The sequence below is a fragment of the Mariniradius sediminis genome, from assembly GCF_021491425.1.
Taxonomy (GTDB): Bacteria; Bacteroidota; Bacteroidia; order Cytophagales; family Cyclobacteriaceae; genus Mariniradius; species Mariniradius saccharolyticus.
In genome coordinates, this window is sequence record NZ_JAKEVZ010000001.1 from 440220 (window position 1) to 457200 (window position 16981).

The following is a 16981-nucleotide window of genomic DNA, read 5'->3' on the forward strand; positions in this document are numbered from 1 at the left end:
ATGTTGTTTAACTGAAATTTCCGATCAGGTATCTGCAAACTGCAACCTGACCAAATTGGCATAAAAGCCCTCGGATTTTTTTGCCAATGTATCGTGTGAACCCTGTTCCACGATTTCGCCTTCTTTGAGGACATAAATTCGGTCGACTTTGCGGATGGTGGCGAGCCTGTGCGCAATAATGATCGTCGTCCGATCTTTCATTAGCTTGTCAAGTGCCTCCTGAACCAAAGCCTCTGATTCGGCGTCAAGCGAAGAAGTAGCTTCATCCAAAACCAAAATCGCCGGATCTTTTAAAATCGCCCGTGCAATGGCTACGCGCTGCCGCTGTCCACCCGACAGCTTGACGCCTCGCTCGCCTACTTTGGTATCCAAGCCCTCGGGGAACTTGCTGATAAACTGCCAGGCGTTTGCTTTTTTGGCGGCTGCGATAATTTCGTCATCGCTCGCACCGGGCTTGGCATAGGCGATATTTTCCCGAATGCTACCTCCGAACAACAACACTTCCTGTGGAACAATTCCAATATTTCTTCTCAATTGCTTCAAGTTCCATTTTTCCAAAGGTTTCCCATCTACAAGAATGCTGCCGTGGTTTAGCTCATATAGCCTCAGGAGCAACTGGATAATGGTGGATTTGCCGGCCCCGCTGTGTCCGGCCAAGGCCACTTTGTCGCCGGCGCCTATGTGGAACGTGACATTCTTGAGCACGTCGACCTCGGGCCTTGTGGGGTACTGGAATTTGACGTTTTGGAAAGAAATTTCGCCTGAAATCGGAGTTGCCTGATAATCTGCCGTCGAAGCTTCCGGAGCTTCGTCGAGAATTTCCAAGACACGCTCGGAGGAACCAATGGCCTTTTGGATTTGTCCGTAGATATCACCCAAGCCAGCAATCGAACCGCCGATAAACGTGGTGTACAATACAAATGACACCAAATCGCCCACACTCATCTCTCCTGAAGCAACCAAGGAAGCACCATACCACATCACAGCTACAATCCCGCCAAACAAAGCGAAAATGATAAAGGAGATAAACGCACCACGGTAGCCCGCTGCTTTCATCGCGATTTGGACGACCCGGTCAAGACCGCGTTTGTAGCGGTTGGATTCATAATCTTCTCCTGTAAAGGACTTTACGGTCATAATCGAGTGCAGCGTCTCCTCTACGATCACATTTGCGGCCGCGAGTTCGTCCTGGGTCTGCTTGGAGAGCTTTCTGATAAATCTCCCAAAGACCATGGCCAGAATGATCAAAACTGGGAAAGTCGCCAGCATGAACAGGGTCAACTTTGGTGTGGTGACAATCAAGAACCCAACACCGGCCAAAAGCGTGATGATCTGCCTGAACAATTCGGCCAAAGTCACAGAAAACGTATCCTGCAGCAGGCTGACGTCGGAAGTGATCCTGCTGATCAATTCCCCGGTTCGCCTTTTGTCAAAAAAGGTCATCGGCAACTGTACCAATTTTGCATAAAGAGCAGTCCGGATATCCCGCATGCTGCTCTCCGAAACCTTGGCAAACAGCCATACCCGAAAGAATGAAAAGACGCTTTGCACCAGCAAAATTCCCAAAAGAACAAGTGCAATGCTGTTGATGTCATTCAAAAGCCATTCTTTTCCGGAAGCTGTATCTATCAGTTTTCCTGCTACAAAAGGAAATGTCAGCAGCGTAAGGCTCGACATAAGCAGAAAAAGCATTCCCCAGAAAAAATTTGCCCGGTAGGGCCAAACAAATCGAAAAATCCCTTTGAGCTTGCCTAGGTTTTGCTTGTTCAGCTTACGCTTCTCATGTTCTTCAAGGGCATTGCCTCTTTTTTTGGCCATGATAATAATGAATTGAAAATCAAATCGGGCTCAAATTTAAGGATTCAATCCAGCGTGGAAGCCCATTGTTTGATTTTTTTATATGTGGAAAAAAGCGACAGAATGAAAAACCCGTTCTTTATTTCACAGGCTTTCTACACAAAGAACTTTGGGAAAATCACTTCCTTCCGATAATCCTCCTGAATAATGCCTTTTCCTTTTCCCAAAAAAACGCGAATTGCCCGAACACAAATCCCCAAGCCAGGAGGAAAATCTGGTACAGCGGCAACACTAGCAGGAGGTAAACCACCGTCTTCCAAAACCCACCCCGCTCCATGCTGATGCCGAGAAAATCGAAAATGGGCTTTTTGATAAACAGGATCGTGAATCCCGTCAAGGCAAAAACGAGCAACACCAATAGGACCTGCCGAAGGCTTTGCAGGTTCCATTTTGATTGGAGTCTTTGGAGGAAATTAGGTTGTGGATTATTCATAAGTAAAAACAAGCGGCGGTTTTCAAGCCCCAAAGAAACAACAAAACACCCAAACTTTATTTTCAAACTCAATTTTCCAACCTGAAAACAGGATACAGGTTGTGTTCCTTTTCCTTCCACGGCGAGCGCTCGTAGACCCAGCGGAGTTGCGCGGAGGCGTTCTTGGCAAATTCAGGATTGTTGGCCCTTTCAGCCTCCAATTCCTTTTGAAGGCTCGGATTTTCACGCAGGTACGATGCAGCAAGGTCCTCAAAGACATAAGCAGAATAGCCTTCCTTTTGCTGCAGAATGGTATCAAAGAAGTTCCAAGCAAAGAAACTATCCTCACCTTCGGGTTCCAGCACCTCGATGATATAGCGGTTTGCCTCCTGATTCATCGGAATCAGGTAATCGCCCTTGCGGAAGGTAATCGCCCTTGTGGACTTGGTCACTTTGATTTGTGAATGCAGGTAATGCCCTTCAAATGGCCTTTGGGCAGTCTGAAAATCGCCGATATGGTAGGCGGCCACGGTGAGGAGGGTGTCCTTTTCCAATCTTTCCATCCTGACACCATTCCGTTTCAGGTTTTCAATGACGGTAAACCAACCTTGGGGAATGAGATAGGCCCTCGGCCTTTGGATCGTCAGTGTTTCTTGGTAGCCGTCATAAAACTTGATTGTCGCCGTGAAAGCTTGCTCGCGGTCGTAATAGAGCCTCGGCAGTCCGGAGACTTCGGATGTTTTTTGTCCGGAACGGTAGCCCAAAAACTCAAACTCGCGGTATTGGCTTCTGTCGACAGTGTGGTTTAGCCCGAAGTTCATCTGGTTGATTTTCGCCTTTCGGTCTGCGTTGACCATATCGGCAATGCGCTGACCATCACGGGCCAACACATCCAAAAAAACCTCCAAGAGTGCGTAGGTGGAATTCACCCTTTGATCATAGGGTTTGAGCATGTGTGTCTCAGGCATAAAGCTCAAGGTCCCAAATAGCGCAGCAAACCCACTGCTGTACCGTCCCGAATCCTTGAATTGGTTCCAGCCATCCTCCGGCTTCGAGCCGTAGGCATTGACATAGGGGATCATGGGGAATCCTTTCGCCTTCATTTTTTCATACAACATCGGATCCAATTCCTCCCGAAGGTATTTTCCCGGCATTCCGCCTAGTCGATTATGTTGGGTAGAAATCAGGGTCATCACATGCTGGTAATCGGCGCCGTTGGACACATGCGTATCGACAAATATGTGTGGACTCAGCCAAGCGAAGATCTCCTGAAAACTTTGCGCATTGCGTGTATCAGCCTTGATAAAATCCCTGTTGAGATCGTAGTTTCTGGCATTTGCGCGGAATCCGTAGGCCTCTGGGCCATTTTGGTTGACACGGCTGAAGGAACCCCGATTGAGATGCCCGCCGATGTTGTAGACTGGGATGATGGCTATTGCGAGGTCGGTGGGAACTTTGATTTTTCCCAAGAGAATATCCCTCAGCCACATCATGGTGGCATCTATCCCATCTGGCTCACCGGGATGGATACCATTGTTGACAAACAGGACGGGTCGCTTGTCCTTGTGCCACTTGGCCGGATCAAAGTCGCCCTGCTGATCAAAAAGGACGACATGAAGAGGATATCCAGCATCCGTCATGCCTTTCTCAACGATTTTCACAGCCTTGAAATCCCGTGCCAGGAGCTGGAAATAATCGATCACTGCCTGGTATTCAGGAGTTTCTTTTCCGCCGGATTTTTCGAATAACGTTATGTACTTACCCTGTGAAAACGCGGGAAAACAAGCTGAAATGGAGAGAAGGATACAGAGGATTTTTTTCATGTTCAAAAATGAAAAAAAAGCCTTATAAAAACCATAAGGCAATTTTCGGTGCAAAATTTATCACGGCAATTTATTTTTACAGCCGGAATGCCGTTTGTACCCTTGTAATGGGTGCATACCCCTCTATTTTGTCTGTGCCAGAAAGATGTCCCAAATCATGAACGAAAAGAGACCCTTTCCCAAAAGAATAAAGTATTGGTTATTGCTGGTTTTCGTGCGTGCCTTGCTTTTTCTTGCCAGCATTTGCCCCCGAAGGCCCTTGCTTATTTTTTGTGGTGGATTAGGGGCCCTTGCCTTTAGACTTCTCAAGGATCCCCGACAAAAGACGATCAACAACTTGACGCTCGTTTATGGGAAGGAAAAAACTGAAGCCGAGATTGAAGCGATAGGTCTGCGGGTTTTCAAGATGATTGGCAAGAATGCCGCAGATGTGTTCAGGTCAGTCAACATGAAGGAGCTCGGGGATTTTAAGAAAGTGGTGGAAGTCGTCGCCGAAGAAAATCTCAAAGAAGCTTTGGCATCTAAAAAGGGCGTAATTGTGCTCAGTGCCCATGTTGGGGCTTTTGAAATGATCGGAACATACCTCGCCCTGATGGATCTCCGGCCCCAGATCATCGGAAAGCAACTCAAGGATCCCAAACTGAACGCCCTGTTGATGGAAAATCGCAGACGAAGGGGCGCAGAGGCGATCGAACGCGGAAAAGACAACCTAAAGGTGGTCCGCAACCTGAAATCAGGGGGCGTGGTGGGCATGTTGATCGATCAGGATACCACGGTGAAGAGTGTCTTTGTGGACTTTATGGGTATTCCGGCAGCTACGCCTGTAGGCGCGGCACTGTTCGCGTTGCGCACAGGCGCCAAAGTCGTACCGATGGGCATGTGCTTGGGTGAGGATTTGCAGCAACATTTGACGATTTACCCCGCTTTGGAAATGGTGTCAACAGGAAACGAGGAACTTGATTTGATTACCAATACCCAAATGCTTTCAAAAGCCTCCGAACGACTCATCCAAAAAGACCCACTTCAATGGGTTTGGATGCATGAACGTTGGAAAACCCGGCCCGAATAAGGAAAAAGTTTTCTAAATCATTGCCGAAAAACACTTTTAGTGATGATGCCCTCCCGGACCATGCACATGTCCATGGGCAATTTCCTCAGGGTCCGCATCACGGACAGAAACAATCTGTCCCGTAAAATACAAATCAAAACCTGCCAAAGGCGGATTGAAGTCCATGTGCACGCCACGATAATCGATTTTGGTGATTTCTCCGCGCAGGTGGTTTCCCTTATCATCCTGCATGGGAATGACCTTGCCGACTCTGAGAAGGTCTTTGTTTTTCTTCCCGTCTTCTTTGAAGTTGGCTTTGGGAAGGATGACCTTTTTGCTGTCGTCGTAGTCCCCGTATCCATGCTCGAAGTCTATAAACACCTCAAATCTATCCCCGGCTGATTTTCCCTCAATAGCTGCCTCCAAAGCCGGCAATACATGCCCGGTTCCGAATAGGAAATGAAAAGGCGCGCTGGGGCTTACTTTCTCGCGGAAGGTTTTGCCGGATTCCCCGTCATCCACGTGCAGTTCATAGCTGATAGCGACGACTTTGTTTGGTGCAATTTTCTCCATGTTATTTTTTGGTAGGCTGGCGCAAAAATAAGACAAAAATACCATTGACCGACAGAAGGAGAATCTCTACGGGATTCAATATATTGAGGGAAATAAATCAAAAATGAAATCACCTCGGTCCCTTTACGACAGGCACAGGTTTTTGATCAGTAACATCCTCAAGGGTTTTTTGGGCTTTGGGATATTAATCCTGGCACTTCACCTGATTCGTTTCAACTTTACCGAATCCGAGCGGTTTGCTTGGATGCAGCCATTGTATGAAAGACCAAATTTGGTCATGGTGCTGTTTTTCGCTTCCGAGTTGTTATTTGGAATCATACCGCCCGAGTTGTTTATGCTTTGGGCCATGCAGACCCAATACCTCGGCACCTATGCTTGGGGCGTCGTATTGATGTCAGTATGTTCATATTGTATCGGAGCCTTCAATTATTTTCTGGGCCGATTCCTCAGGGATAGGACAGACTGGCTTCACGGAAAAAGCAAGTTGGTCAGAAAATATAGGCTTATGTTCGAAAAATACGGGAGCGAATTGGTGATCGTGGCCGCCACCAGCCCGATCCCTTTCAGCTTGGTCTCCCTTTTGGGAGGTGCCGGCGGATTGGGAAGAAGAGAATACCTCCTCAACAGCCTGTACCGATTTCCACGTTACTTTTTGTATGCCTACGCGCTCTGGCGGATCGAGGGCTAATCTTTCCAACAAATTACCATTTCCGAGGTTGATTGGGTATCTTCGCGGTTTATGAATAATCCAACTTCCTTACCTACCGTTTCCGTAGATCACCTTGACCCCAAGGAGTTTATCATCATCAAAAATGCCAAGGTCAACAATCTCAAAAACCTCAGCGTTGCCATTCCCCGCAACAAGCTGGTGGTGGTGACCGGTCTCTCGGGTTCGGGCAAATCGTCTCTGGCCTTTGACACACTTTTTGCGGAAGGGCAGCGCATGTACGTGGAGAGTCTCAGTTCCTATGCACGGCAGTTTTTGGGAAGGATGGAAAAACCCGACGTCGAATACATCAAGGGTGTCTCTCCAGCCATTGCGATCCAACAAAAAGTCACAACAAAAAACCCTAGATCCACTGTCGGAACGACCACAGAGATCTACGATTACCTCAAACTGCTTTTCAGCCGGATCGGTCGGACAATATCGCCAGTAAGTGGGGAAGAGGTCAGGCACCATACCGTTACGGATGTGGTGGATTTCATTCAGGGATTTGAAGAAGGGGAAAAAGTGATGATCTCCTGCCCCCTGCATATTGCATCTGGGCGGAACGTGAAGCAGGAGCTCGAACTGCTGCTCCAAAAGGGATTTACCCGTATCCTGATTGATGGCGATGCCTACTTCGTCGAGGATATGGTACATGCGCCGAGCTTGCCCAAAGGAAACCTGGAAATATTAATCGATAGGATATCCATTGTGCCAGGGGATGAAGACAATCAATTCCGAACAGCCGATTCTGTGCAAACGGCATTTTTTGAGGGCCATGGGGAATGTACCGTGACAGTGCCCGATAAGGTCAGGAAAACCTTCTCGGACCGCTTTGAACTCGACGGCATGAGCTTCGAAATCCCCTCGGTCAATTTCTTCAGTTTCAACAATCCCTACGGTGCCTGCAAGCGCTGCGAGGGTTTTGGAAATGTACTGGGCATCGATCCTGATTTGGTTTTCCCGGACAAAAGCCTCAGCATCTACGAAGGTGCGATCGCTCCGTGGCGGGGAGAAAGCAGCAGCAAATGGCTCGAACCCTTGGTCAAAAAGGGGATCTATTTCGATTTCCCCATCCACCGGGCCTATGAGGAATTGGAAGATTGGCACCGAGATCTGTTGTGGACGGGCAACCAGTATTTCCAAGGCCTCAACGACTTCTTTGCCGACCTCGAAACGAAGACCCACAAAATCCAATACAGGGTGATGCTTTCCCGATTCCGGGGAAGGACCACCTGCCCCGATTGTCGGGGCACAAGGCTCAGAAAGGATGCCTCCTATGTCAAGATCAGCGGCAAATCCATCACCGACCTGGTGCTCCTGCCGATCGAAAAATGCCTCAATTTCTTCAGGCAGTTGGAGCTTTCAGAAACTGATCAAAAGGTCGCCAACCGTCTGCTTAAAGAAATCCTGAATAGGTTGGAATACATTGAAAAAGTTGGCTTGGGGTACCTGACACTCAATAGGTTGACCTCCACGCTTTCGGGTGGTGAATATCAGCGGATCAAACTGGCCACCTCGCTTGGGTCTGCTTTGGTAGGTTCGATGTACATTTTGGATGAGCCGAGCATCGGACTCCATCCGAGGGACACAGACCGATTGATTGAGGTTTTGAAATCCCTGCGGGACCTGGGCAATACCGTCATCGTGGTCGAGCATGAGGAAAAAATCATGAAAGCTGCGGACCAAATCATTGATATCGGTCCTGAGGCAGGCGTGAAGGGAGGGAACTTGATATTCCAAGGCGACCTGAAGGACATGCTCGTGGAGGCCAATACCTTCACAGCCAAATACCTTCGGGGTGAAGAGAAAATCCAAGACAAGCGCTCCAACCGCAAATGGAGGCAATACATCGAAGTCAAAGGCGCTCGGGAAAACAACCTGAAGAACCTGACTGTCCGCTTTCCCTTGCAGGCGCTGACCGTAGTGACAGGTGTCAGTGGGTCCGGCAAGTCCACGCTGATCAAGAAAGTCCTCTATCCTGCCTTGGGAAAAACCCTGGGAACGGTCATCGATGAGACGGGCCGTTTTGACAAATTGGAGGGTGATTATAAAAAGATTACCCAAGTGGAGTTTGTGGACCAAAACCCCATCGGCAAGTCCTCCCGCTCGAATCCCGTCACCTATGTCAAGGCCTATGATGCCATCCGCACGCTCTACTCCGAGCAAACTTTGGCCAAACAGCGTGGCTATAAGCCTGCATTCTTTTCCTTCAATGTGGACGGTGGCCGCTGTGAAGCCTGCCAAGGCGAAGGAACGGTCACGGTAGAGATGCAGTTTATGGCAGACATTCACCTTACCTGCGAATCCTGCAAAGGCAAACGCTTCAAGAACGAAATCCTAGACATCAAATACCACGACAAAGACATATCCGAAGTATTGGACATGACCATCGACGAGGCCTTGGAGTTTTTCAATGGCAAGACCCAAATCACGGGCCGCTTGCAGGCGCTTCAGGAAGTTGGCTTGGGATATATCGGCATGGGACAATCCTCCAACACACTCTCAGGTGGCGAAGCGCAGCGGGTCAAGTTGGCGTCTTTCTTGGGAAAAGGCGGCACCAAGCCGGGCGACCATATCCTTTTTATTTTTGATGAACCCACGACTGGCTTGCACTTCCACGATATTCGGAAGTTGTTGTACTCCATCAATGCACTGGTAGACCAAGGCCACTCTGTGATCGTGATCGAGCACAATACTGAGGTCATCAAGGCGGCAGATTGGGTAATTGATTTGGGACCTGAGGGTGGGGAAAAGGGCGGACATATCACCTTTGAAGGCACCCCAGAAGAGCTGATGCAGCAAGAGGGTATTTACACAGCGAAGTATTTACGGGAGTCGTTTGTGGGGTAAGCGCCCTTAGGCGCTAATACTTCAGTCTTAGCCCGTTCGATATTCGGGGTTGGGCATTCGAAACTCGAAATTCAAAAAACAATTGAATCAAGAGAAATGAACGCCGAATGATGGATCATGAGGTGGGGCATAGTTTGATATTTGGTGTTCGCTATGCTTCATTCGATATCTTTATAGACATCAACAAGCCCCAACCAGCCGAGTCGGAAGCTAATTTTTTTCATTAAAGGTCTGTAGCCGATGAACGATCATTGTTTACTTTCCCGCTTTTTTGTTTAAATTGTACGGAAACGTTTAGAGTCATGCCATTTAATTTTTCAGCTTAGACAACATAAACAGCCAAAAAAATGCGAAAACCAATATGTAGTCTTCTCACGCTCTTGAGCGTAGCAAGTCTATGGTCCTGTGCGCCCCAAAACAAAGATGTTTCAACCCCTGCATCTGCTTCGTCCGAGGGGATAGACCGGACCGTACTTCCGATCGTAGAACCCCCACGAACCCGGTACGAGGAACTGGATGTGCGGGACGCTACGCTGCCGGCCCGTTTTACGGTGGAAGCCCCCGAAGGCGCACCAAACGTTCTGGTAATCCTGATTGACGATATGGGCTTCGGGGCATCTGAGGCTTTTGGTGGACCAATCGCCATGCCCAATATGGACAAGCTTGCAAAAAATGGGTTGAGATACAATCGCTTCCATACGACAGCACTCTGCGCACCTACGCGTGCGGCGCTGCTTACGGGATACAACCACCACTCCAACAACATGGGGGTAATCACGGAATTGGCGAGCACATTTCCTGGTTACACCTCGGTAAGGCCCCAAAGCATCACTCCGGTAGCGGAAGTGCTGCGGCAAAATGGCTTCAATACAGCCCAATTTGGAAAATGCCACGAGGTACCGCCTTGGGAGCTTTCGATCAGTGGTCCACAGGACAGGTGGCCGACCCGATCCGGATTTGAGAAATTCTACGGCTTCCTAGGCGGTGAAACCAATCAGTGGCAGCCGCTAATTTATGATGGTGTCACCTTGGTGGAGACACCCCAGGATCCTGATTATCATTTCACAACGGATATGACAGATCAGGCCATTTCTTGGATGAACTTCACCAATACCTTGAATCCGGATAAGCCATTCTTCATGTACTATGCCCCCGGTGCTACCCACGCTCCGCACCATGCCCCAAAGGAATTCATCGCCAAATACAAAGGGAAGTTTGATCAGGGTTGGGACAAGCTAAGGGAGGAGACCCTCGCACGGCAAAAGCAAATGGGAATCGTACCCGCCAACACCCAACTGGCGCCTAAGCCAAAGGAAATCAAGGATTGGGATGCACTCTCGGCAGAGGAGAAAAAGCTTTTTGCTAGGCAAATGGAAGTTTATGCGGGCTTTGCTGAGCACACCGACTATGAGATAGGACGCTTGATTAGTTCTCTGGAAGAAATGGGAGAATTGGATAACACGATGATCGTATTCATCGCCGGGGACAACGGCGCCAGTGCAGAAGGACAAATGAACGGCATGTTCAGCGAAATGACCTATTTCAACCAAGTTCCCGAGACAGTGGAGGACATGTTGAAACACTATGATGAATGGGGTTCTAAGGAAACGTATCCCCATATGGCGGCGGGCTGGGCTGTGGCTACAGATGTGCCCTTTACCTGGACCAAGCAAGTTGCCTCTGATTTTGGAGGTACCCGAAACGGCATGGTGATCCATTGGCCAAATGGTATCAAAGGCAAAGGCGAAATCAGGTCCCAGTTTGGACACGTGATCGATATCGCGCCGACGATCTACGAAGTGACCAAGGTGCCGTCTCCCAAGATGGTAAACGGAATTGCACAGGATCCCATAGAGGGTACCAGCCTTGCCTACACATTCAACGACCAGAGTTCTCAGGAGCGCCATACAGTCCAATATTTCGAAATGTTTGGCAACAGGGCCATTTACCAAGATGGTTGGTATGCGAGAACAATTCACAAAGCCCCATACCTGCCTCAACCTTACAACACGCTTCGGGAGGACAAATGGGAGCTTTACAACACCCTTGAAGATTTCAGCCTGACCAATAACTTGGCTGAAAAGGAGACCGACAAACTCAAAGCGATGCAGGATCTATTCATGGCAGAAGCTAAGAAATACCACGCACTTCCTTTGGATGACAGGACTTTCGAACGGATGAGTGCATCTGCAGTGGGAAGGCCGTCCATCATGGAAGGAAGAACCTCGGTGACTTATGGCGAAGGAATGAGAGGGATGGGTGTCGACATTTTCATTGATTTGCGGAACACTTCGTATATAATGACCGCAGAGGTGGATGTCCAGGAAAACGCCAACGGAGTCATCGTATGTCAAGGTGGAAAATTTGGTGGATTGAGTCTTTATGTAAAAAATGGTAAACCCACGTTCAGCTACAACTATCTCGGATTGGGGACCACTACCATCACTGCCAATAAGGCCCTGAAGCCTGGAAAAAATACGGTGGTGTTTGATTTTGCCTATGATGGCGGCGGACAGGGAAAAGGCGGCCTTGGTACCATATCCATCAATGGCGAAAAGGCCGGAGAAGGCAGGTTGGAGAAAACCCAACCGGGCGTATTCTCCGTGGATGACCTTGCAGACATTGGTGTGGATGAGGGACCTTGGGTTGCTGACTATGGCAAATCCTCAAAGTTTACCGGAAGGATCAAGAAAGTCACCATCGAGACCAGAAAATAACAAAACACAAAGACCAGCCACTTTCGGCTGGTCTTTGCTTTTGTATCATTCGTTCTTCTGACGGCCATTATCTTTTCAATACCGCCTTTGTTTCCACTTACTTCGCAAAAATCTGGCTTTCGTCCTGAAAAGACTTGAACTCGAGCGCATTGCCGCAGGGATCGAGGAAAAACATGGTTGCCTGTTCGCCTACTTCCCCTTTGAAGCGGATATAAGGTTCGATGACAAAATCGATGCCGTGTGCCTTCAGTTTGTCGGCAAGCGCATGCCATTCATCCCAAGGCAGTATCGCACCGAAATGACGAACGGGTACGTTTTTCCCATCTACCTCGTTGGCCTTGACCAAATGTAGCTCTTCTGGCTTGATATGGGCCGAAAGTTGGTGCCCAAAGAAGTTGAAATCGATCCACTTATCCGTGCTTCTGCCTATCTCACAGCCCAGCAAGTCGCCGTAGAACTGTCTGGTTTCTTCGATGTCCCGAATCGGAAATGCCAAATGGAATGGCTTGAATTGGCTCATATTGTCGTATTTTAGTCGGGACAATTTTCTGAAGATTTCCCTTTTTTCAAAATCAAATTAAACCATGAGCAAAAAAACCGTTTCACTGGTTTTATCAAGCGGGGGTGCCAGGGGCATGGCACATATTGGTGTGATTGAAGCTTTGGAAGAAAGCGGCTACCAAATTGTTTCCATAGCAGGGAGTTCGGTCGGAGCCTTGGTTGGTGGAATCTACGCGGCTGGCCATCTGCCAAAATACAAGGATTGGATTTGCAACCTTGACAGGATCGATGTGTTCGGTTTGATGGATTTTACGCTATCGACCAAGGGGTTTATCAAGGGCAATAAGGTGTTTGCAGCCTTGGAAAAGATCATTCCAGATTGCGATATCGAGGATTTGGACATTCCGTTTCAATGTACGGCTGTGGAACTCCCCTCCGGTAAGGAGCATGTTTTCAAAAAAGGATCGATGTTTTCTGCGATCAGGGCCTCTGTTTCTATTCCTACCGTCATGCAGCCCGCCAGAATTCACGGCAAGGAATACCTGGACGGTGGCATCCTCAACCCGATTCCTTTGAATCTTTTACCCAAAAAGGAAGTCGGAGACCTTACTGTCGCCGTGGACCTCAATGGCCCAAAGGAAGCCTTTGTCTCTCTGGAAAAGGTGAAAAAGGACACAGAGGCTGCTTTTATCAAACTTCCCAAATGGTTGGAAGACTATAAGGAAAAATTTGCCAAATATGTCAGCGGTCCCGAAAAGGAAGAAAAAATCAAGGGAATGAGTTCCCTTGATATTTTGAACTATTCCTTTGACCTGCTGACCGACAAGCTGTCGGAATTGGTCATCCGGCAACATGAAATTGATATATTGGTCGAAATCTCAAGGACACAGGCGGGGACCTTGGAATTTCATCGTGCCTCCGAGCTCATAGAAATCGGGAGAAATAAAACCTTCGAAGCCATCGCCCAGTACGAAAATGGAAGTAAGTAGACTCAATGAACTCCTCGGCAATATCGACATCTACCTCTTGGACCAAATCCTGAAAGGACGATTTACCAAAGACATGAAAATCCTCGACGCCGGCTGTGGGGAGGGCCGCAATTGCATCTACTTTTTGCACGAGGGTTTCCAGATATTCGGCGTCGATGCCAATCCCATCGCCATCCAAATGGCCCGCATTTATGCCAACACGATCAATCCAAATTACGACGCACTTAGGTTCCAAGTGGCTACAGTGCAGGATATGCCATTCCACAACGGAGCATTTGATGTGGTAATTTCCTCAGCGGTCCTGCATTTTGCCAAGAGCGAAGCCGAATGGAATGCCATGATGCGGGAAATGATGCATGTGCTGAAGCCAGGCGGGACCTTCTTTCTTCGGATGACTACCGACCAAGGCGGTATGATCGAAAAATCCCCCCATCTCGGCGATGGAGTTTACCTGCTACCCGATGGAAGCGAGCGCTTTTTGCTTACCGAGAGACTAATAAGGCAAGTGATGGCAGAATTTGGCCTAAGCTATCTTGAACCTCCAAAAAGTGTCCTTGTGCACGGACAGCGGTCGATGGGGGTTTTTGTGTGGGAGAAAGGCACCTGAACTTGCTTTTACCGATATATAACCCTTCTCATCACCCGCCTTCCTTCGTTTTCCAAAAGGAAAATATAAACGCCGGATTGGGGAAGTCGAAAAAGGGGAAGTGTATCGGCGCTTCCGGACCATATTGAAACACCAGTCGACGTGAAAACACGCAGTGTAGCCGAAGAAAGAGCGGAAATGTAAACCACTCCGTCAGTCGATGGATTGGGATAGACTACAAAAGGAATTGGCTCGTCCTCTATTCCAGTGATGATTGAGGCTGTAAAATCCTGACCGGGCAAGTCCCCAGATAGATTGTTTATCGAAATCGACTTGGGGCTGAATACGTATTTTTCAGAAATTGGCGTCAGGGTGCCCGACCATCCCGAGGGCAATTCAGCAAGGTAAGTGCCATCTGCATTGGTTTTTATTTCAACCGGCAAGCCCGTGAAGGAAATATTTTCAATAGGTATACCGCCCTGGTCGGTAATTTTTCCTGACACTGCAAAATTGATGACTGCCGGAATTTTGGAGGCCACGAATTTCTGGCCAAGCAGGTCGGTTTGGAGGTTGTTGATCTGGATTTTCTCAGGTGCAAACTGATGCTCCGGCGCTTTAGGAGTAATGGTACCTGTCCATCCCAAAGGGACTTCGCCATAGAAATTCCCTGTTGCACCTACGCGGGTCGTTTGGGGAAATCCATCCAGCGTCACATCCAAAAATGGCTGGCCATTTTCATCCTTTACTTCACCTACCACATACACAACACCCGCTTTTCTTATTGTAAAATTCTGTTCAATTTGATTTGAATTCACCTCAGGAACTGCAATTGAACTGGGGCTGAATTCATATCCGGCAAGCGCAGGAGTAATCGTGCCCGTCCACCGAGCGGGTACTTCCGCCAAAAAGAATCCAAATTCGTTGGTGTAAACAGCTTGAGGAAAACCATCCATCAGGACTTCGGCAACGGGTTGACCACTGATGTCTTTTACATATCCAGAAATAAAATACGTGCCGGTATAAGTTGCGACGAAATCCATATTGGGAGTCGCGCTTTGTACACCTTTCAGCGAGATCGATTCTGGACTAAACCGATAATTGCCCAAGGTCGGTGTGATGGTGCCAGACCAGCCAGACGGCACGGTCAAAGAATAGCCCCCTTCAGGGTCAGTCCCAATTCCCATGTTACCTGCGGTGATTGGAACGCCTGCCATGGGTTTTCCCTGATCGTCGCTGATGCTTCCCGAAATCACCACAGGATCCAACAGGGACAGATTGTTGTAATACACCCTTTCGTCCAGGAGCTGAACCATGAAGATTTTCCCTTGGGATGACTCAAAGTGAAAATTCTGCTCAAACCTGTCTGTAAGGCTCAATCCAAGTCCCTGTGTCCGTTTTTCCCAAGAAAAACCTTTGTCCTTGGAGACATAGGACCCGCCGGCGCTCATGGAGCTGCTGACGGAGCTATACCAATCCCCATTTTGGGCAAAATGGATGGTGTTCAAATTCAGATCTTCCCACCAATTGATGAATCCGGCAACATTCATTGCCTGCCATGGGGTGTCCTTTGGGATCTCATCGATTTGCTTGATCAGGTTCAATCGCGCAGAAAAATTGGTTACGGTCCCGTTCACACTTACAATCACCGAATCCTCTGGCGTGATGCTGATCGAAAAAGAATTCAGGGCCTTTAGGGTACCAAGATCTTTCACCAAGAAATGCGATTGTTGCCAATTTAATCCCTCGTCATCCGAGAAATACAAGCCACCTTGTCCGGAGGTATTCTCGTCTGCAAGCGTCACGTAAATCCTGCCATTTTTATCGACGGCAAGGTGTTCTCCAGACCTTAAATGCGCAGGCAGTCCGTTGTTTCGCTGTATCCAGGTTTTCAAATCACCATTACTGTAAAAAACCCCATCGCCCACAAAGCCTGCTTCGTTGGTAAAACCGCTTGAGATAAAAAACAATGCGCGGTTTTTGCCTTCGACAATCTTCGTGACCGGGAGATCGCTCGCTACCTTGACCGAATCCCATGTAGTACCTTTGTCCGAGGAGAAAAAGATTTTTCCAAAACCGCCGGCGATCAGCTTTTCTTCCGAAGTGGCATACATACTGTAGATGTAGGAAGATGTGAGCGCCTTTTCCCAAGTATTGCCTTCATTCGTGGATTTCCAAATACCCTCAGCTGTGCCCACAAACAAAACGGAATCCTCCATTCCCACAAATGCCGTCTTTGGTCCTGCGGGAAAGTTTGGCGTGGTCAGCCAAAAACCCTGTGCATACGCTGCAAAGGAACCCAGGGAAATGAAAAGGACTAGTAAAAGAGTTTTCATAGTCTGAATTAGATATCATCTGGTGCGCGCAAAGTGAAGCTGGCTCAACCCAGTTTCAAAAGTCTTCACATGGATCAATTTGAGAGTCTGCTCCGGCCTCCCGTCTTTGAAGAGTTTGGTGCCATTGCCAACCAACACAGGAATTACCGAAATCATGAATTCGTCAATCAAGTCATCCTTCAAAAGTTCATTCACGATTTCCGCTCCGCCGTCACAAAAAATGTTTCTTCCCTCTTTTGCCTTCAATTGTTTAACCAACTCCTTCAGATCTCCATTGTAGAAAACAGTCTTTCCAATAGCCGGTCGGGACGTCTTGGTAACAATGTAGGCATCCTTGTCAGCATGGGGAAAATCAACCTGTTGGGTAACCCAATCATAAGTCTTTCGGCCCATAATGACGGTATCTACGGAGGAAATGAATTCCGCGTAGCCGTAATCTTCGCCTTCTTTTTCTACCAATGACAAAAAACTCAGATCATCATTGGGTTTGGCTATATATCCGTCCAGACTCATGGCGATGTAGAGGATTAGTTTTCTGTTTGTTTCCATCATTCCCAAACGGGTTAAAATATTTAGTTGCGGG

At 48.3% G+C, this 16981-nt stretch carries 13 protein-coding genes; 6 read left to right on the plus strand and 7 right to left on the minus strand.

All coding sequences use genetic code 11. The features are described from left to right. Positions 1-24: 24 nt before the first annotated feature. The 3 genes from L0U89_RS01975 to L0U89_RS01985 all read right to left on the minus strand — a co-directional run bounded on the left by L0U89_RS01975 (position 25) and on the right by L0U89_RS01985 (position 4092). On the minus strand, positions 25-1818 hold the full coding sequence (locus tag L0U89_RS01975; protein ID WP_234859977.1) for an ABC transporter ATP-binding protein: 1794 nt from the start codon (positions 1816-1818) through the stop codon (positions 25-27). Between the two features lie 157 nt (positions 1819-1975). Then, entirely contained in the window at positions 1976-2290 is a 315-nt protein-coding gene (locus L0U89_RS01980) for a DUF6787 family protein (RefSeq protein WP_234859978.1), read from the minus strand. Positions 2291-2358: 68 nt separating this feature from the next. Beyond that, on the minus strand, positions 2359-4092 hold the full coding sequence (locus L0U89_RS01985; protein WP_234859979.1) for a M14 family zinc carboxypeptidase: 1734 nt from the start codon (positions 4090-4092) through the stop codon (positions 2359-2361). Between the two features lie 157 nt (positions 4093-4249). On the opposite strand from L0U89_RS01985, the gene L0U89_RS01990 reads away from it, so the two are divergent. After that, on the plus strand, positions 4250-5161 hold the full coding sequence (locus L0U89_RS01990; RefSeq protein WP_234859980.1) for a lysophospholipid acyltransferase family protein: 912 nt from the start codon (positions 4250-4252) through the stop codon (positions 5159-5161). 36 nt (positions 5162-5197) lie between these two features. On the opposite strand, the gene L0U89_RS01995 is transcribed toward L0U89_RS01990, so the two are convergent. Further along, a complete protein-coding gene (locus L0U89_RS01995; protein ID WP_008631168.1) occupies positions 5198-5713 on the minus strand; it encodes an FKBP-type peptidyl-prolyl cis-trans isomerase in 516 nt (171 codons plus the stop codon). Between the two features lie 103 nt (positions 5714-5816). Here L0U89_RS01995 and L0U89_RS02000 point away from each other — a divergent pair, with 103 nt between their 5' ends. From L0U89_RS02000 to L0U89_RS02010, 3 genes are all read left to right on the plus strand, one after another. Further along, positions 5817-6401: a VTT domain-containing protein gene (locus tag L0U89_RS02000; RefSeq protein ID WP_234859981.1), complete on the plus strand. Its 585-nt coding sequence runs from the start codon at positions 5817-5819 to the stop codon at positions 6399-6401. Between the two features lie 51 nt (positions 6402-6452). After that, positions 6453-9272, plus strand: coding sequence for an excinuclease ABC subunit UvrA (gene uvrA, locus L0U89_RS02005; protein ID WP_234859982.1), 2820 nt, complete (start codon positions 6453-6455; stop codon positions 9270-9272). Between the two features lie 347 nt (positions 9273-9619). Next, entirely contained in the window at positions 9620-11989 is a 2370-nt protein-coding gene (locus tag L0U89_RS02010) for an arylsulfatase (RefSeq protein ID WP_234859983.1), read from the plus strand. Positions 11990-12086: 97 nt separating this feature from the next. On the opposite strand, the gene L0U89_RS02015 is transcribed toward L0U89_RS02010, so the two are convergent. Next, positions 12087-12509: a VOC family protein gene (locus tag L0U89_RS02015; RefSeq protein ID WP_234860117.1), complete on the minus strand. Its 423-nt coding sequence runs from the start codon at positions 12507-12509 to the stop codon at positions 12087-12089. Positions 12510-12573: 64 nt separating this feature from the next. On the opposite strand from L0U89_RS02015, the gene L0U89_RS02020 reads away from it, so the two are divergent. Beyond that, positions 12574-13479 carry a patatin-like phospholipase family protein gene (locus L0U89_RS02020; RefSeq protein ID WP_234859984.1) on the plus strand — a complete coding sequence of 302 codons (906 nt, stop codon included), beginning with the start codon at positions 12574-12576 and terminating at the stop codon, positions 13477-13479. Further along, positions 13466-14086 (plus strand): class I SAM-dependent methyltransferase, encoded by a 621-nt coding sequence (locus L0U89_RS02025; protein ID WP_234859985.1) that lies wholly within the window; start codon positions 13466-13468, stop codon positions 14084-14086. The genes L0U89_RS02020 and L0U89_RS02025 overlap by 14 nt, the downstream gene beginning before the upstream one ends. 8 nt (positions 14087-14094) lie before the next feature. Here L0U89_RS02025 and L0U89_RS02030 read toward each other — a convergent pair whose 3' ends face one another. Both L0U89_RS02030 and L0U89_RS02035 read right to left on the minus strand, forming a co-directional pair. Next, the gene (locus tag L0U89_RS02030) at positions 14095-16398 is read right to left on the minus strand and encodes a DUF6242 domain-containing protein (RefSeq protein WP_234859986.1); all 2304 of its coding nucleotides are present in this window, start codon (positions 16396-16398) and stop codon (positions 14095-14097) included. 15 nt (positions 16399-16413) lie between these two features. Further along, positions 16414-16947: a dihydrofolate reductase family protein gene (locus L0U89_RS02035; protein ID WP_234860118.1), complete on the minus strand. Its 534-nt coding sequence runs from the start codon at positions 16945-16947 to the stop codon at positions 16414-16416. Between the last annotated feature and the right edge of the window lie 34 nt (positions 16948-16981).